At 36.5% G+C, this 17,255-nt stretch carries 15 protein-coding genes, 1 tRNA gene and 1 pseudogene; 6 read left to right on the top strand and 11 right to left on the bottom strand.

The window, feature by feature from the left end; translation table 11 throughout:
• The 5 genes from ACWPUA_RS05085 to ACWPUA_RS05065 form a co-directional block, all read right to left on the bottom strand.
• The coding region (locus ACWPUA_RS05085) for a DUF4011 domain-containing protein (RefSeq protein WP_454379563.1) at positions 1-2,420 on the bottom strand (2,420 nt) is incomplete at its 3' end.
• A gap of 130 nt (positions 2,421-2,550) precedes the next feature.
• Positions 2,551-3,297 (bottom strand): 16S rRNA (uracil(1498)-N(3))-methyltransferase, encoded by a 747-nt coding sequence (locus tag ACWPUA_RS05080; protein WP_454379561.1) that lies wholly within the window; start codon positions 3,295-3,297, stop codon positions 2,551-2,553.
• Position 3,298: 1 nt separating this feature from the next.
• Positions 3,299-4,249, bottom strand: coding sequence for a 50S ribosomal protein L11 methyltransferase (prmA, locus tag ACWPUA_RS05075; protein ID WP_454379571.1), 951 nt, complete (start codon positions 4,247-4,249; stop codon positions 3,299-3,301).
• Positions 4,250-4,386: 137 nt separating this feature from the next.
• Positions 4,387-4,815 (bottom strand): NUDIX hydrolase, encoded by a 429-nt coding sequence (locus ACWPUA_RS05070; RefSeq protein ID WP_454379559.1) that lies wholly within the window; start codon positions 4,813-4,815, stop codon positions 4,387-4,389.
• Between the two features lie 9 nt (positions 4,816-4,824).
• Entirely contained in the window at positions 4,825-5,295 is a 471-nt protein-coding gene (locus ACWPUA_RS05065; protein ID WP_281137494.1) for a DUF3013 family protein, read from the bottom strand.
• A 115-nt stretch (positions 5,296-5,410) separates the two neighbouring features.
• Here ACWPUA_RS05065 and ACWPUA_RS05060 point away from each other — a divergent pair, with 115 nt between their 5' ends.
• The 4 genes from ACWPUA_RS05060 (at position 5,411) to ACWPUA_RS05045 (ending at position 8,265) form a co-directional block, all read left to right on the top strand.
• Complete coding sequence (locus ACWPUA_RS05060) at positions 5,411-6,682, top strand: replication-associated recombination protein A (RefSeq protein ID WP_414265557.1); 1,272 nt, start codon at positions 5,411-5,413, stop codon at positions 6,680-6,682.
• Positions 6,683-6,944: 262 nt separating this feature from the next.
• Positions 6,945-7,017, top strand: a tRNA-Lys gene (locus ACWPUA_RS05055).
• 96 nt (positions 7,018-7,113) lie between these two features.
• On the top strand, positions 7,114-7,527 hold the full coding sequence (locus tag ACWPUA_RS05050; protein WP_232672988.1) for a helix-turn-helix domain-containing protein: 414 nt from the start codon (positions 7,114-7,116) through the stop codon (positions 7,525-7,527).
• Between the two features lie 222 nt (positions 7,528-7,749).
• Complete coding sequence (locus ACWPUA_RS05045; protein WP_006150850.1) at positions 7,750-8,265, top strand: HdeD family acid-resistance protein; 516 nt, start codon at positions 7,750-7,752, stop codon at positions 8,263-8,265.
• 531 nt (positions 8,266-8,796) lie between these two features.
• On the opposite strand, the pseudogene ACWPUA_RS05040 reads toward ACWPUA_RS05045, so the two are convergent.
• Positions 8,797-9,138 (bottom strand): annotated as a pseudogene (locus tag ACWPUA_RS05040) (T6SS immunity protein Tdi1 domain-containing protein); the annotation flags it as partial.
• A gap of 102 nt (positions 9,139-9,240) precedes the next feature.
• Here ACWPUA_RS05040 and ACWPUA_RS05035 point away from each other — a divergent pair.
• On the top strand, positions 9,241-10,083 hold the full coding sequence (locus tag ACWPUA_RS05035) for an aldo/keto reductase (protein WP_454379556.1): 843 nt from the start codon (positions 9,241-9,243) through the stop codon (positions 10,081-10,083).
• Between the two features lie 163 nt (positions 10,084-10,246).
• The gene (locus ACWPUA_RS05030; RefSeq protein WP_454379554.1) at positions 10,247-11,392 is read left to right on the top strand and encodes a low temperature requirement protein A; all 1,146 of its coding nucleotides are present in this window, start codon (positions 10,247-10,249) and stop codon (positions 11,390-11,392) included.
• Positions 11,393-12,054: 662 nt separating this feature from the next.
• On the opposite strand, the gene ACWPUA_RS05025 is transcribed toward ACWPUA_RS05030, so the two are convergent.
• The 5 genes from ACWPUA_RS05025 to ACWPUA_RS05005 all read right to left on the bottom strand — a co-directional run bounded on the left by ACWPUA_RS05025 (position 12,055) and on the right by ACWPUA_RS05005 (position 17,135).
• Positions 12,055-13,143: an AI-2E family transporter gene (locus ACWPUA_RS05025; protein ID WP_036758387.1), complete on the bottom strand. Its 1,089-nt coding sequence runs from the start codon at positions 13,141-13,143 to the stop codon at positions 12,055-12,057.
• A 9-nt stretch (positions 13,144-13,152) separates the two neighbouring features.
• The gene (locus ACWPUA_RS05020) at positions 13,153-14,442 is read right to left on the bottom strand and encodes a hypothetical protein (RefSeq protein WP_004250748.1); all 1,290 of its coding nucleotides are present in this window, start codon (positions 14,440-14,442) and stop codon (positions 13,153-13,155) included.
• A 645-nt stretch (positions 14,443-15,087) separates the two neighbouring features.
• Positions 15,088-15,747, bottom strand: a complete 660-nt coding sequence (locus ACWPUA_RS05015) for a hypothetical protein (protein WP_454379551.1) — start codon at positions 15,745-15,747, stop codon at positions 15,088-15,090.
• A gap of 131 nt (positions 15,748-15,878) precedes the next feature.
• Positions 15,879-16,418 (bottom strand): T6SS immunity protein Tdi1 domain-containing protein, encoded by a 540-nt coding sequence (locus tag ACWPUA_RS05010; protein WP_223333899.1) that lies wholly within the window; start codon positions 16,416-16,418, stop codon positions 15,879-15,881.
• Between the two features lie 111 nt (positions 16,419-16,529).
• Positions 16,530-17,135: an immunity protein Imm33 domain-containing protein gene (locus ACWPUA_RS05005; protein WP_223333901.1), complete on the bottom strand. Its 606-nt coding sequence runs from the start codon at positions 17,133-17,135 to the stop codon at positions 16,530-16,532.
• Positions 17,136-17,255: the final 120 nt, after the last annotated feature.

The raw sequence follows: 17,255 nt of genomic DNA, 5'->3' as shown, positions 1-17,255 counted from the left end.
AAGTATCTTTTTAAAAATATTGGATAAATCCTCTGTGATAGAATTGGTTGTCTTTCAAGTTTTGAAATAAAATCTGATAATTTATATGTATCCAAAAGTTCGTTTTTAATTTTTTTATAAGCAAAAAATTCATCTCGTTTAGAAAAATCTAATTCTTGTATAAAATAAATGATATCATCAATATCTCTGTCAATTGAAGGAAACAATTTATAAAACTCCTGCAATAAAACATCCAATCTATGCTCATTATCTAGAATTGAATTAACTAATTCTTCCAGTTCTAACCAATTAACATCTTTTTCTCCAGCAATTAATTCCTGTAGTTCTTCAACGGATATGGTCCATTTAGCATCTTTATAAAAAGCCTGTTTAATTTCAAGTAACCATGAAACTCCGTTTAAGATATCATTAATCATCTCATCTGTATAATTATATGATTCACCTAATTTTTCATTAATTCTTTTTTTAATTTCATTAATTTTGATATTCAAATTATCTAATTCAATATCACCTGATTTAATTTTTGAAAGTTTTTCGAAGTTATAAATTAATTGTTCATAATCTAACTTTAATTCTTTAGTTAATAATTTATTTTTTCTGAAAATTTCTTTGTAAGTTTTTGAAAATAATCTCTTGAAGGGCATATTATACTCATACTTAAGCACCTTTATAAGTTGTTCTATATTTTCTGTTCTTAAAAATTCTTCATCAAAAATTTCTCGAATTTCATTTTCGTTATCATTTTTAGATATTATCAAATTCTGTTGTTGATTTAATAACTTTTTTAATTCTAGAATATCTAATCTTATATCTTCTATATTTAATGTAATCCACCTTGATGAATAACTTCCATTCTTTTCGACCATTAATTTTTGCAACAGATGAAAACCCGCTCTCATTTCTGCTGGATTAAATGTGTTAGAAAGTATACAAGAAATTCTCTGATTCAGATTTAAACTAAGATTTCTTAATTCAATTATATCCTTACATAACGTAGACAGTTCTGTAATTTTTGTGAACGAGAGCTCCCCTTCATAATTCTTCCATGGATTATTATTATGTCTTGTGGAATCCGTTATATATAACTTAGCAAATTTAGAAATCATTTGAAAAAGCTGATCCATCTCATTATGACTAAGATCCAGAATCGATTCATCTACTTCAAACAGTAAATCATCTGCTGTTATTACTGATGATAGCTTGCCTTGTAAATAATAAATTGATTGAGTTTTATTATTAGCATTATGTAAAATATCGACGTAATCGTCTAAATCTCTCACTTCTTCATCAAGCATTGAATACAAGTATGAATTTTCATCTTTAAATTTATAGGATTTTTCAGAAAGTAATAACGCACTCTGTAACTGATTTCTTATTTCACCCTTCTTTTGTTTTGTATTATGCAGAGTAAGTACAAAATCTGATAGACCTTGATGCTGTAATTTTTTATATACAACATCTAAAGCCGCCTGTTTTTCTGAAACAAATAGAACCTTTCTTCCCATTCCTAGTTGTTCAGCAATAATATTGGTTATTGTTTGAGATTTCCCTGTTCCTGGAGGTCCTTGAAGAACAAAACTGTCTCCTCTCCTCGCCCTACTAATTGCTTCTTGTTGACTTGAATCTGCATCCAGTATTTGCAACCTACTAATGGAAGGTTCTTTTCTTAGATTAATTTCTTTATTATAACCTTCAAAGAGTTGATCAATTTCATCAGTTTGTTCTCCTAATATTGCTTTTATAAAAGGATTATTACGAAGATTATCTTTATTTCTTTCTAAATCTTTTTGAATAACTAAATTCTGAAAATTGAAAGTATCAATGACAATAGTTTCATGTATAGTCCAATCGAAATCTGAAATTTGTCGTTTAAAATAGTCTAAAACATCTTTTATTTGAGAAAAATCATAATAACTATCAATAATTACACCAAAATCATCAAAAAGCTTTTTGCTTATTACTGGATTAACAACAATATCTTCATCATTTTTAATAGTAATCTCTATAGGAGAGGACAAGTTTTCACGTACAATCTTTATAGGAACTAAAACAAGAGGAGATTCTAATTTTTTATCAAAATAATTTGACTCTCCCCACTCTAGCATACCGAAAGCTGCATAACCTATATTAAACCCAAGCTCGTCTTCTGCTTCTTTAATTTGTTTTCGTATATATTCAAGTTTCCTATTTCGACTTCTGATAAATTCATCTTCTTGAGAATTACTACTATCTTTAAAAACAAAACCATTCCCATTTACCAATTTATCAAATAACTCTTCTATATCACCGTCTGGTTTATATGTTCCCGCTTTACGAACTTTATAATTTAATAGTCTATTTCTTCTTGATAAATCTAATAATTTTTTATTCCATAGGTCAAATTTCTGTTCAAAAATTCCTGTAGTTTTTACTTCTTCCATAATTCCTAAGCTCCAATTATAAATTTAATTAGTAATGTTATTTAAACATAATTACCTATAGATATTTCCAAATTTTTATTAATAAATTTTTTAAAAAATAGAAATGAAATATAGAAAAATTATCAAGTATTCATTTTCTAACTAACTCTAGAATAACACTAACTGCTCCCAAAGCGTAAAGTGGCGCTGTTTCTGCTCGTAGGATGCGAGGCCCAAGTCCTGCTAGGACTGCTCCTTTGGCTTCAAAACTTTCAATTTCTGCAGGGGATAAACCACCTTCTGGACCAAAGATAAAGAGCAGTTTAGCTCCCTTTTCTAACCCAGCAACAGCTTGGATAAGCGCAGCTGATTCTCCTTCTTTAGCTGACTCTTCGTAAGCTACCACGATACGATCAAACTGGTCGAACTGAGCTAAAAAGTCTGCCTTTTTTTCAAAAAGGGTAATGCTAGGGACATGATTCCGCTTGCTTTGTTCTGCTGCTCCAAGGGCGATTTTTTCTAGTTTCTCGACCTTTTTACCCAATTTCTTACCGTCCCATTTGGCGACTGACCAGTCAGCCGGGAAGGCCCAGATTTGACTAGCACCAAGTTCAGTTACTTTCTGGGTGATAAATTCGAGCTTGTCTCCCTTAGGGAAGCCTGATGCGATGGTTACTTGGACTGGCAGTTCTACATTGTCAGCTAATTCTTCAACCAACTCAAACTGACGTGCTTCCACATTTACCACGCGCGCCAAGCGCTTGATGCTATCCTCAAAGACTAGAGTCACCTGGTCCCCTTCTTTCAAACGCATAACCTGAAACATGTGCTTGCTTGTTTCCTTGTCCTCAATGGTGACAGGTGAGATTGCACTCCCCTTGACAAAATACTGCTGCATGCTAGCCTCCAATCACACCAGAAATATCCTTGGTCTTCTTGAAGACACAGGCATTCCATTCCCCTTGAATCATATGAGTTTCAAGGAAAAATCCAGCTGCTTCTGCTGACTCACGGACCATGTCCCACTTGTCCTTGATAATGCCACTCATGATCAGGTAGCCTTCATCTTTGACCAAGCGATAAGCATCATCCGTCAGATGAATGAGGATATCCGCCAAGATGTTGGCCACGATGACATCTGCCTCAATTTCAACACCCTTAAGTAAATCACCTGGGGCTACATGGATATTTTCCATACCAGGATTGAGCTCAATATTTTCCTGAGCGACTCGAACCGCTACATCATCCAGATCATAGGCAAAAATTTCCTTAGCACCTAGGAGAGAGCTAGCAATAGAAAGAACCCCTGAACCAGTCCCTACATCTAGCACTGTTTCGCCACCACGAAGGACCTGCTCCAAGGCAAAAAGACTCATCTTAGTCGTCGGGTGTGTTCCAGTCCCGAAGGCCATACCAGGATCTAGCTTAATAATCTTTTCCCCAGCAGTCGCCTCATAGTCTGTCCATGACGGCACGATGGTCAGGTCATGGGTAATGCGAGCTGGTTCGTAGTATTTCTTCCAGTTGTCTGCCCAGTCTTCCTCAGCCAAGGCAGTCGTACCAATCTTGACTTCTCCTAAGTCCATAAAGTCCGTCAATTCTGCTAAGCGAGCCTGCAAGTCCGCTTCAACCACTGCCACATCAACCGTTTCAGGATAGTAGGCTGTCACCACGATTTCTTCCTGTTGCTCGACCTCAGGGAAAATTTCACCGAAACGGTCCACATTTCCAACATAGTCCATGCTATCTTCAATTGCTACCCCTTGGGCACCTAACTCAATCAGGAGATTAGAGACCAGCTCCTCCCCCTCACGCTTAACTGTAACTTTTAGCTCTTGCCATGTTTCCATCATTAAGATACCAAGCCCGTAAAACACAAAGCCAAAATAGGAACTTCTCTGAAGACACTTGTATCTAAGAGAAGTTTATCCTTTTGGCACAGTGTTTAGGGCGGGTTCAGTTTAGAAATTTAACCGAACCGTCCTTTCTAATCACTTACTTTTAAATAATCTTTTAATCTCTCTTGCAACTGAGGTACAACCTTATCTGAGCCAAGAAATTCATCAATGCTCATCAATTTATAGCCCTGGCCTTCATCTCCAAAGACGATACTGTCAAATTGTTCTTGACTTAACTGACTAACCATAAAGACCGACTGCTTCCTCTCAAAAAGCATACTTGGGTAGACCTTACTCCCAAGCAGGTTATCTTCAGTTAGATGAATCCCTAACTCTTCAAAAACTTCACGCGCTACGCACTCAAAAGGAGTTTCGTCCCCTTCACGACCTCCACCTGGCAACTCCCACATATTGGGCCAAGGAATGCTGGACTTGTCATCACGCAGAATAGTTAGGACACTATCTCCACAAAGTAAGGCAATCTTGCAGCCTGTGAAATCAGAAATCTCTAGCTCCATGCTAGACTCCTAATATCTCGGATAAGGATAAAATTCTCCTTCTTCCAAGCCAACTTTCCCTTCTTCAAAGACTTCTTGGTTCCATTCCATGACGAATTCTTCTGCTTCTGGGTCTTCCAAAAAGTCCATGAGGGCATCTAGCCCAACCTCTGCAGTATCTTTGAGGAATAGTGCAAAATAAGCTAAAAATTCACGAGAAAAACCTTTCTTCGGCAGATAAGGGATGACTGTGAGATACTCTTCTGCATTAACTGTTGACTTGGCAGGGTTATAAAAAAGTACCGCTTCTTCAAAAAGGATATCATCTGACGAAACCTCTCCGTCTTCATCTAACATCTCCACCCTTGCAGCATTTTGTGCCTCTAATAGAAAACTCACTTCAACCGCATGATTACGCTTGTCCCAGCTAATCTCATAATCAAAAGGAAAGTTCTTGTCCAACTCTTCTTGTAAAACATCTAAAAATCCATATGTTGCCATTTTGTCCTCTTTCTATACGACTCTTCAATCGCCCCGAATACTCGGAAATATGCTAAAATAGATACTACCATATTACCACATTCGTATCAGAAAATCCATGTTAGAAAGGACTGCTATGCCAGACAATCTCGCGCTTCGTATGCGCCCCAAAACCATCGACCAAGTTATCGGTCAAGAACATCTGGTAGGCCCAGGAAAAATCATCCGCCGTATGGTGGAGGCTAACCGCTTGTCCTCCATGATTCTCTATGGACCTCCGGGTATCGGAAAAACCAGTATCGCTTCAGCCATCGCTGGAACGACCAAATATGCCTTTCGAACCTTCAATGCCACTGTTGATAGTAAAAAACGCCTGCAAGAAATTGCTGAAGAAGCTAAATTCTCAGGTGGCCTTGTACTGCTACTAGACGAGATCCACCGTCTTGACAAGACTAAACAAGACTTCCTCTTGCCTCTCTTGGAAAGTGGACTGGTCATTATGATTGGAGCGACGACTGAAAATCCTTTCTTTTCTGTCACGCCAGCCATTCGTAGCCGTGTTCAGATTTTTGAGTTGGAACCCTTGTCTAACCAAGATGTCAAAGAAGCCATTCAAATAGCCATAACTGACCCTGAACGAGGTTTTGATTTCCCTGTTGAGTTAGATGATGATGCCCTTGATTTTATCGCAACATCTACCAATGGAGATCTCCGTTCTGCCTTCAATTCGCTTGATTTGGCAGTTCTCTCCACCCCAGAAAATGATGACGGTGTCCGCCACATCACGCTCGATATCATGGAAAATAGTCTTCAGAGAAGCTACATCACTATGGACAAGGATGGAGACGGACACTATGATGTTCTATCTGCCCTGCAAAAATCCATCCGTGGATCCGATGTCGATGCTAGTCTCCACTATGCTGCTCGCTTGATAGAAGCTGGTGATCTTCCTAGCCTAGCTCGTCGTTTGACTGTGATTGCCTATGAAGATATTGGCTTAGCTAATCCAGAAGCTCAGATTCATACCGTAACTGCTTTGGATGCTGCGCAAAGAATCGGTTTCCCAGAGGCTCGTATTCTCATTGCCAATGTCGTCATTGATCTGGCACTTTCACCTAAGTCTAACTCAGCCTACGTGGCTATAGATAAGGCCTTGGCTGACCTTAAAACATCGGGGCATCTGCCGATTCCACGTCACTTGCGAGATGGACATTATAGCGGTAGCAAGGAACTGGGTAACGCCCAAAATTATCTCTATCCACATAATTATCCTGGTCACTGGGTCAAGCAAGAATACCTACCAGAAAAAATCCGTGACCATCACTACTTTTCTCCAGAAGATAGTGGAAAATACGAACGGGCCCTGGCTCAACGCAAGGAAACCATTGATAAATTACGAAATTTGTGAAATCCTTTTCAAAAATTTAAATTTTCCCTTGATTTTTTTTGAAAAAGTGGTATCATATAATCATAGAAACGCTGTGGTGTACGACTTCACATTTAAGTGTTGACCGACTATTTTTTGTATTATTAGGGAAACAAAAGTCTTCTAACAGCATGTAGGCCGTCTCACACGGAAACAGCTTCAGTTAGAGCGAGTTGCCCACCTGCTTAATTGCGCGGGTTCAATACAAACCGTGAAGTTTCGGCACCAATACAGCTTTTTATTTGCCTCCTTAGCTCAGTTGGTAGAGCAGTAGACTCTTAATCTATGGGTCACAGGTTCGAGCCCTGTAGGGGGCATCTAAATCAACAGGAAAAAGCCTTTATTTATAAGGCTTTTTTGCTTGTCTATAACTGATTTGCCCCATCATTTGCCCCACATTTTTTTTATGAGCAATCTTTCCAGACATCTCTGATTATGAAAAACAAAAAAGCTATCCTACCTTTGCAAATTTGGATAAGATAGCGGAATATTTTAATGCAACTCCAACCCAACTCTTTGGAACGAGTAAAGAGATTGAGTTAGAAAAGAGTGTTCTTGAATCTAATGAATACTCTGATAAAGTAAGTGAGATTTTAAAAGCTGTCAAATATATCGAAGATTTTCTAGAAACTGATGGACAGTACTTAGAGGATTTACTTTACTTAACAAGAGGCAACCAACTATACACAGAAGATGGAGATGAGTTGTATATTGATCCAACTTCTCAGAAAAGAACACTTCATAACCAATATGAACCTGGTTTTATTGAAGCAAGGGATAAATCTCCACTAGAGCTCTTAATTGAAAATAAGGAGCTATTAGATTAAATAAAAAAAGCGAGGATATCCTCGCTTCAGATTGAAGTTAAAATCTTTAGAAGACACTTTTATAAGGACTTTGTCTTAAATCTGTGAAAAGGAGTGAAAACTCCTTTTCTTTTTGTAAGTCAGACTGAAACTTCCAAATTGTTTATTTATTTTATTGACATTTTCTATAAAAATAAGTATAATAGTTTTATTAGAAAACTATACTATATAGGGGGTATTGAAATGAAATTTTCTAATCGTTTACTGCTATTCCTTGCAGGAGTTGTTTTTGTCCTTTTAGGACTTTTCCTATTTACAAACCCAGTAGCTAATCTTGTTGCTTACAGCTGGTGGATTTCATTTGGTTTACTGGTTTCTTCTATAGCAGCTATTTTAGGCTATTTCTCTGCACCAAAAGAGCTTCGCTCACCTGTTTATCTTTTCCAAGGATTTGTTAGTCTTCTCTTAGCTCTTTACCTCGTTGCTTATGGCTTTGTGACCCTGCCGGTCGTCATTCCGACCATTGTAGGAATTTGGTTAATTGTAGAAGCCATTATTGCTTTCTTTAAAGGCAATCGTCTAAGATTGATTTTCCCTATTATTGGTAGCAATATCACGTGGGTAGCCTTGCTTGAATTTTTACTAGGTCTAGTGATTCTGTTCAATCCAGTGGCTACAGGTGTCTTTGTCGTTTATGTCATTGCCTTTTCAGTTTTAGTTACTGGCTTCACCTACATTATTGAGGCCTTTCGTAAATAGTCTAGTTGCTATTTCTATCGCATTCAAAAAAGCTGGGAAATCATATTCTCAGCTTTTTTGTCTCTTTAATTATCACTTTTTCGCATTCCATTCTGCGTAGAAATTTGTTTTTCCATTTTATTCTCCAATTTGATCTCACGCCGACATTTATTTATAACAACACTATATATCTAGTATAGCATAATCATTAGGTATTATAGGTTTTCAAACAAAATACGAGTCATTCGTTTTTGCCCCACTTTTGCCCCATTTTTAAATCCTGACATTGAAAATACCTAAAAGTATTTCCCTAAAATCAGCTATATTTCAACATTTTTGTTTATTTTCAATATGAAAAGTTCTTACAAATCCATGTAGGGGGCATCTAAACAACAGGAAAAAGCCTTGATTTATAAGGCTTTTTTGCTTGTCATTTTGTTTTTTGTACCAAAAAGTTTATATTCACAAAATAAGCGACTCTCATCAAAGACTCGCTATTTATCTAACACCTCGATTTAATAGAAAAAAACACCTCACGGTGATTACTTATTATCAATCGTCCATTACTCCGCCTGTAAGTTGGTACATGAGATAAATGTGCTCCAAGGTTTTTAGCTTATCCATATGTTCCACATCTTTAAAGGCACCTAATGCTAGTAAAGGAACAAAACCGAAACATTGGTTATAAGACAAGGGACCATCTTTTAACACAGCCTGTCTATATAAATCCAGTTCAAAGTTATCAGTCACATATGAGTTATCTAAATACTGAAGAAAATATTTCAAGCTCTTGGTAATAATGTCGCAGTTTTGAAGATTGTATTTTACAATACCAACAAATTCATTCTCTTCCCAAGTAATAATATCTCCAAAGGCTGTTACGAACATCGGAAAAAGAAGTAAGGAACTATTCATAATAATAGCCGTAGCAAATCTTTGCATTTTTGCCTTATCTTATTTAAGATAGTACTATTAAAAAAAGAAAAGGTGAAAATCATGGAAACATATACACTTGCAAATGGGGTTGCTATTCCTAAAATTGGTTTTGGAACTTGGCAAATTGCTGAAGGCGAAGAAGCCTATAACAGCGTTAGCTTCGCACTTAAGGCGGGTTACACACATATTGATACCGCACAAATTTACGGTAACGAGGTTTCTGTAGGTAAGGCGATTGCTGATAGTGATTTGGCACGTGAGGATATTTTCCTAACTACCAAACTTTGGAATGATAAGCACGATTACGAGTTGGCTAAGACTTCTATCGATGAGTCTCTCGAAAGACTTGGTGTGGATTATTTGGATCTTTTGCTTATCCATTGGCCTAATCCAAAGGCGCTTCGTGAGAATGATGCTTGGAAGGCTGGCAATGCGGGTGCATGGAAGGCTATGGAAGAAGCTTACAAAGAAGGTAAGGTGCGCGCTATCGGTGTGTCTAACTTTATGCAACATCACCTAGAAGCTCTTATTGAAACAGCTGAAATTGTTCCACATGTCAATCAAATCCTCTTGGCTCCAGGTTGTGACCAAGAAGACTTAGTTGCCTATTGCCAAGAGCGCGATATCCTTCTTGAAGCCTATAGTCCACTAGGTACAGGTAGCATTTTTGGAAATGAAGATGTTGAAGCAGTGGCTGAACGTAACGGTAAATCTGTGGCACAAGTTGCTCTGCGTTGGAGCCTTCAAAAAGGTTTCTTGCCACTACCTAAGTCTGTGACACCTAAAAATATAAAAGCTAACTTGGATATCTTCGGCTTCGACTTATCAGAGGAAGATATGGCAGTCTTGGATAAGATTCAAGGCATCAAAACTCAGGATGATCCTGACAAAGTTAATTTTTAATAGGATTTTAATCAACTCGTCAGGGTTGCTTTTTCAAGTAAATGACAAAAGAAGTCAAGATTTTGACAATTCGCGCCACATGAAATTATTTAAGCATATCCTTTTCTCTCATTACCATTTTCTGTTATAATAAATTGTACTTCTAAAATAGAAAGGTCTTAAGATGGCAACTCTTATTAAACATAAACGTGTAGAATTTTCAGAACTTTTTTATGACTTAGTTTTTGTTTTTGCAATTTCAAAAGTAACTACTTTAATTGACCATCTTCATAACGGTATTTTGACTTGGAATTCTTTCCTTGATTTTTTCATTGCTTCTTTGCTTCTCATCGATTCCTGGATGATTCAAACCGATTATACCAATCGCTATGGAAAGAACTCTTTATTTAACATAGTAATCATGTTTATCAAAATGGGAATTTTACTCTTTATAGCCAATATGATTGGACCTGATTGGCAACAATATTTTCATTATCTCTGTTGGGCTATTGGTACATTAACCCTTACCTTATTTTTTCAATATTTGGTTGAATTTTTTAGAAAATCAACCGATGATGTTCATCGGGAAAGTATCAAAGGTTTTCTATGGATAACAGGTCTAGGAAGTTTAGGAGTCTATTTAGCAGCTCTTCTTCCTATTTACGTTGGAGTCTCTGTCTTATTTGCTAGTATTCTGCTAACATTTATTATGCCAAGTATCTTGCTTAATAAAGATAAGCATTACCAGGTAAATCTCCCCCATTTAATCGAGCGCATCTCCCTTCTTGTCATTATTATGTTTGGAGAGATGATTACGGAGCTAGCTAACTTCTTTACAATCGAGAATTTCTCGATTTATTCGGTTCTTTATTTCATTATTATGATTTCTCTGTTCTTGTTTTATTTTGGTCAATTCGACCATGCTATTGATGAAAAATCTAATCAAAAGGGGCTATTTCTAATTTACAGTCACTATCCTATTTTCATTGGGCTTATGATGATGACTGTATCGATGAGTTTTCTTCTGAATCCTGAAGCTAATCGTCTCTTTGCAACCAGCTTCTCTTATATCGGATTTGGCCTCTTTCAAGCTGCTGTCCTAGTAAATGGGCCCCATAACAAACACTATCTTCGCTATTCGAAAAGTTACTACTGTGTCCAAGCGACACTCTATCTGGCTGCCTTGATTCTCTCTTTAATCTTTGCTTCTAATCCTATAATAGTAGTGAGTATAACAACCATTTTAGCTCTAGCTATAACCATTCATTTTATTTATTTTTATATGACACAGAATAAAAAATATTCCAAATCTAACTGGGGGATATTTTAATGAGTTTATAACATTAAAAAGCTTTGGGAACCAAGGCTTTTTTTTCATTAATTTGTTTTTCCATTTTATCCTCCGATTTGAACTCGCACTGACATTTATTTATAACAACACTATATATCTAGTATGGCATAATCATTAGGTATTATAGGTTTTCAAACCAAATGTGAGTCATTCGTTTTTGCCCCACTTTTGCCCCATTTTTAAATCCTGACATTGAAAACACCTAAAAGTATTTCCCTAAAATCAGCTATATTTCAACACTTTTGTTTATTTTCAATATGAAAAGTTCTTACAAATTCATGCAGGGGGCATCTAAACAACAGGAAAAAGCCTTGATTTCAAGGCTTTTTTGATGTCAAATAACTTTTTGTAGCAAATCATTATAAAGGTTTTCCAACCTTATCAAACTTATCATTTATTCTCAATCAATTGCTAGCAATATTTGATAAGACCAACTGTTTTTTACAGTACAGAGCTAGTCTATAATTAACTAAACTATACTAATTTGTGCCCATATTACATGGCCAATCCGCATAGAGATTAAAATGGGCTATTATGAATTCATAAATTTTCGCAACAGAACAAGAGCAAGTCATTTAGAAATAAAAGAGAAGAGAATCTTTCACTCTCTTCTTAGTATATCTTATTAAATTCAGTCTTTCTCAATCTACCTGATTTTCCTTTGCAACGACAAATTCTTTAACCAATCGATAGATAACAGCAGATATCGGTGTAAAGAATATCATCCCAAGTAAGCCAAAGAGATTGCCTCCAATACTAGCAGCCGCAAGCGTGAAAATAGCTGGTAAACCAATAGACTGACCTACAACTCTAGGATAAATAAGGTTTCCTTCAATCAGCTGTATAACTTGATATAGAAGAAGAGAAAGTAAGGCTTGAGTAGGACTGACTGTGAAGATAAAAATCGCTCCCACAACACAAGCAATCATAGGCCCTACATAAGGAATGAACGATAGCACTCCTGCAAAGATACCTGTCATTACTCCATAGGGTATCCCAAACACGCTGTAACCAACCGCTATCATAACTCCTATGATAACTGCTTCAATCAGCTGACTCATCAAAAATTGGTCATAAGTCTCTAGTGCTACTTGTCCAATGTAAGTCAACTTTATCACCACCTTCTCTGGAAGAAAAACTTTTAGAAGTCGACTCGTCATCGCTGCCAAATGTTCCTTACTGGATAAAAATAAAAAGGTGAAGACTATAATCAAAAAGGCATTCATCAAACTTGAAAAAATATTGCCGATATTACTAGTCAGACCTGATAAAAAACCTATCAAAGCTTGGCTAATAGAGCTAGACTGTCCCTGAATTCCTGATACGATAGTTGACAACATGTCTTTGGTTACAAATTCCGAGCTGCCTAGCAATTTCCCAAGTTGAGTAAGGACTGTTGAAAGGACTGTTCCCAGCTGACTAATAGTCTGGGCTAGGGTTGGCAGCACCAAAACCAAAAGAGCAATCACGATTAAGATAAGAGCTAGGAAAACAAGTACCATGGCAATCGGACGACGCAACTCTGCCTTTACCTTCAATTTAACTAAGTACTGTTCAATTTTTTTCATGGGAACATTGAGCACAAAAGCAATAACAGCACCATAAATCAAGGTTGATATTACATCAAAGAGAGAGATTGCTCCTGATATAAAGCTCGATGCATTCAGAATTACAAGAGCAACCAGCCCTATAAAAAGTATTAACGGGGTGTATTTTTTTACTAAGTTCATAAATTCTCCTTAATAAACATGTTTAGATACGACTATACTATTTGGTTTTTCAAACTCTCGATTAAGGTAGGCTTGGTAAGTTCCTGGAGCGATAAATCCTTTGGGTGAGAGGATATCGGTGCCAGCCTGACCGACTATGGTATCAGCCAAGAGCACACAGTTTGTAGATAAGACAAAGTAGGATTTAAACTTAGATTTGATAAATTTATAAAGTTCCCCATCCGTCTCATGTCTGATTTTATAAGCGTAGGTGTAGTCTTCCTTACCATCTTCCGTTTTAATTTTATCTGCGCTTGGCTCCCAAGGAATCGTTAGTTGTTTTAATTCAGCTAATTTTTCCTGAACCGCTTCTTCCATTTCCGGTGTCAAATCTATTCCGTAACCAAATAGCGTTTTTTGACTCTCCCGTTTACATAAGTCAATGTACTTATCACGGTCGCAAAAATATAAAACACCATCTCCAACCATACCAAATAAGGTCTCAGATGACGGATCATAGTTTCCATAAGAAATCACACGTCCTTGATAACAAAGGTCCACATGACCAATAGCTGAAAATAGAGAAGTCTCCGCTGTATGAACGAAAATTTCAAGATCTGCTGTCTTACCAAACTTCACCATTCCAAGATAGATTTCCTCTTCCTCATCAGCATTTTCCTGCATGAATTTATTGATTTTTGCTAAAGTACTTGCAGGGATGAGAGCGGCTAGGGCAATAGGTAAGCTCATTCTGACACGACGTTTGAGATGGTTTTTCCCAATTTCCTCCTCAAACAAGAAACCATCACGGATATTGGACACACCATAAAGGAAAAAATAAGCCCCTAATACAAAGAGTTGAAAGACAGAATTTCCTGTAGAGGACAAAAGACTAGTCCCACCAAGAAAAACTAGTACGAGACCATCTAGTAAGAAACGAAAACGAGGTCGAATTTTGTTTTTGCGGTAGAGAACATAGGTGACAAGGTTGATACTAGCATGAAAAATCTGAGAAATTCCAATCACAAGAGCCAAAATATAAATTGGCACATCAGTAGCAAGATTCGAGCCTAGCAAATATCCCATCACTAACAATTTAACCAGTGCAACTCCCAAGGTGTCCGTTGACTGACTTTTTTTGAAAATACGTAATACTAAATCTAAGACCGTTGCTATCCAAGCTAAAAACAGAACCAGTCGAATAACCGTCACTGGCAACCAAGTTCCCGTGACCATCAAGATAAGACCTAGCAGAACAAACAAGAAACCCTGAACAAGTAATTTCTTACCTGTCAGACCTAAAGAAAGAATTTTTTCCATAAAAGACCTTTCAAAAATAATAATTAAGCCCTTTGATCAAATTGACTGGTAAATAGCTGACGGCACAAACAGCCTGTGCCAGCAAGACATGGCGACTGACTGTAGCAATGTCACCATCTTGTCTTTTGCACTTCTGAAATTTGTTTTATTGATTCGAAAACAGAGCTTATAAAAACTAGCTAAACTTGAGAGATAAGTACAATTGAGACGAAAAAATGTCTAACCAATACTACTTGTAAAGGTAAGAAAATATTATTTCTATTCTATTAATGATTTATATACTATCTATTGTGACACAAAACTCACTATAATTCAACTTTTTACCTATTTAAAACCATAAAGCCTACATAACTCTTTGAAGAGAACAAAAATCTGAATGTAATAAGATAGTACCCATTACCCATATTATAATTAGATTATAAATTGAAGCTTTTTGGAACTAAAATTAGGAATAATTGAGAAAGTAGGGAGGGAAATTTTGCTTTTACCCCATTTTGAAATAATTTCATTTTAGATTTTTCTAAGTTTCTTTCAAAGAGCCTGCAGGGGGCATCTAAACAACAGGAAAAAGCCTTGATTTACAAGGCTTTTTTGTTTTTCTAAAAGATTTTCTCTAGATATTTAGCAGAATCCCAAGATAGTTTCTCAATGTTCCACTTCTTCCTTAAATCGTACTTTTCCTTGGCTGTATAATCTCATAATCTTCACAAAGCGAACTGGATTGTTTTGGTTATACAAAAGAAATACTGAAAAGAATAACAAGCCAGCAAACCACAAACCATAGCCTTCATCACCAATCGGTTGGCCAAATTTTAGAGGAAGAATCAAGAAATACAAAAAGTAATAGATAGACACTATATTTACTACAAAGCGGGCAAATCGATAAGGTAAAGCAGACAGTTGTCTAGGATCAAACTGGTTTTTTACAAACAAATTATGAGATGCTGCAAAGAAAAAGACTTTCTCTGTCGTTGGCTGGGCCTTTCGAACATTTTTATAAAGTGCTCGTTCAAGTATAGCAACCAACAAGAAAAACTGCATCAACCAAAATAGAAGAATACAGGCTAGACTGAACCAGTTATAGACACCAATAAACTTGAGGGAAAAGAAGCCCGAAATTGCAGGCCCACCTGCTAGTAAGAGAATTACCAATTGAGGAATAAAGGAATTCGTGTCACCAGCTTTTTCAGTATTGAGCAACCTACTCTTTGGAGCAGCTAGAGCCTCTCCTGTCTTTTGGTCATAATAGACCGCCTGACCATTGCATTCGCCGATAAAGACACGACGGCGTCCGAGAAAAAACATACATACCTCTTTCTATCTATGAAAATATGTTGTCAAAGTTTGGATTACCTTTATCCTAGTATACCACAAACCATATGTATCAGCTCTGGTCAATCCACAAAAAAACCACCGCGAGGGTGGTTCTTTCTTTATCAATCGTCAAACACTCCGCCTGTGAGTTGGTACATGAGGTAAATGTGCTCCAGAACTTTGACTTTATCCATGTGTTCCACATCTTTAAACCCTCCTAATGCCAGGAGTGGAACAAAACCGAAACATTGGTCATAAGACAGAGTACCATGGTTTGACACAGCTTGTCTATATAAATCAAGTTCAAATTTTTTTGTAATATATTCGTTATCTAAATATTGAACGAATAAATCCATTCCCTTACAAATAATATCCAAATCTTGAATATTGTATTGAACAATTCCCACAAAGGCATTCTTTTCCCAAGTTACAATATCTCCAAATGCTGTTACGAACATAGGAAAAGCGATATCTCCTCTGAAATAGCTATCTCGGAGAAGTTCAAGATAGTCATCTGGATTGATGACTTTTAGATAACCATCTAAGAAGGTTCCTAAACCATCTTCCTGCCAAATTTGAACTAACTCAGCTGGTACTTGATCCTTGTATTTTTCAATCACTTCTTGGGGCATATCTGCCACTTTTACAAAGTTTTCTATCATTTTATCCTCCTTTTTTGAGTTCATAGACAAGACTATTAGATGTCATTCGTCATTCACTAGCTAGAAAATATAAAATAGGTTGCTTTTCTGTACCAAATAAAGTGACTATCTTTACGAAGCGGAAAAAATTTCCTCATCTTGTTCATTCAGAATCGCTTGAACTTCTCCACCATTAACCACTACTAAATAGTCCACTGGTAGAATCAAAGATTTTATTAGTTTTGGATTCTTTTTCAATATTTCAAAAGCATACATAGCAACAAAATCATCTGTATCTTGATTTTGATAGCCAATAAACCAGCCCGAATCACCTTTTCGATCAGTGTCTTGTCTCTGCAAATAATAATGTTGACTCTCAAAGACATCTTTGGCTAACACTATTTTCTCATCAAATCTAATATCAGAAACTTCAAAATCGAACTCTTTAACCAGTCTACTTTGTTCAGCCTGAATCCAAAGAGCCAAGGTTAAATCATCAGTAAACTCTTTAAAAGGATTTGTCTCATAGTTGACTGACATTATCCTAAATTGGTCCATATTTAATTGAACAAGTTTATATATACTAAAACCAATTTGTAATAGCAGACCATCTCGTATTCTTTCCTTTGAAGGCAGGACATTTACAATTTTAAGCCATTCCTCAAAGAAACCTTCTGAGAATGTCCCGTAAAAGAGTAAACCATTCTTCTCTACTTTTATATCAAGCACTTCAGTCATTTTTTCAACCTCCTTAAAATTTCATTTTGTAGCTTCGTTCTAGCTTCACGCTCCAAAGCTATCATTAATTTGCTTTTCCATTTTATCCTCCGATTTACTTGTATCCTTGTTTTCATTATA

It is taken from the genome of Streptococcus sp. Marseille-Q6504 (assembly GCF_965111625.1).
The sequence above is the reverse complement of the archived record's forward strand: the minus strand, read 5'-3'. Positions and strand labels throughout refer to the sequence as shown.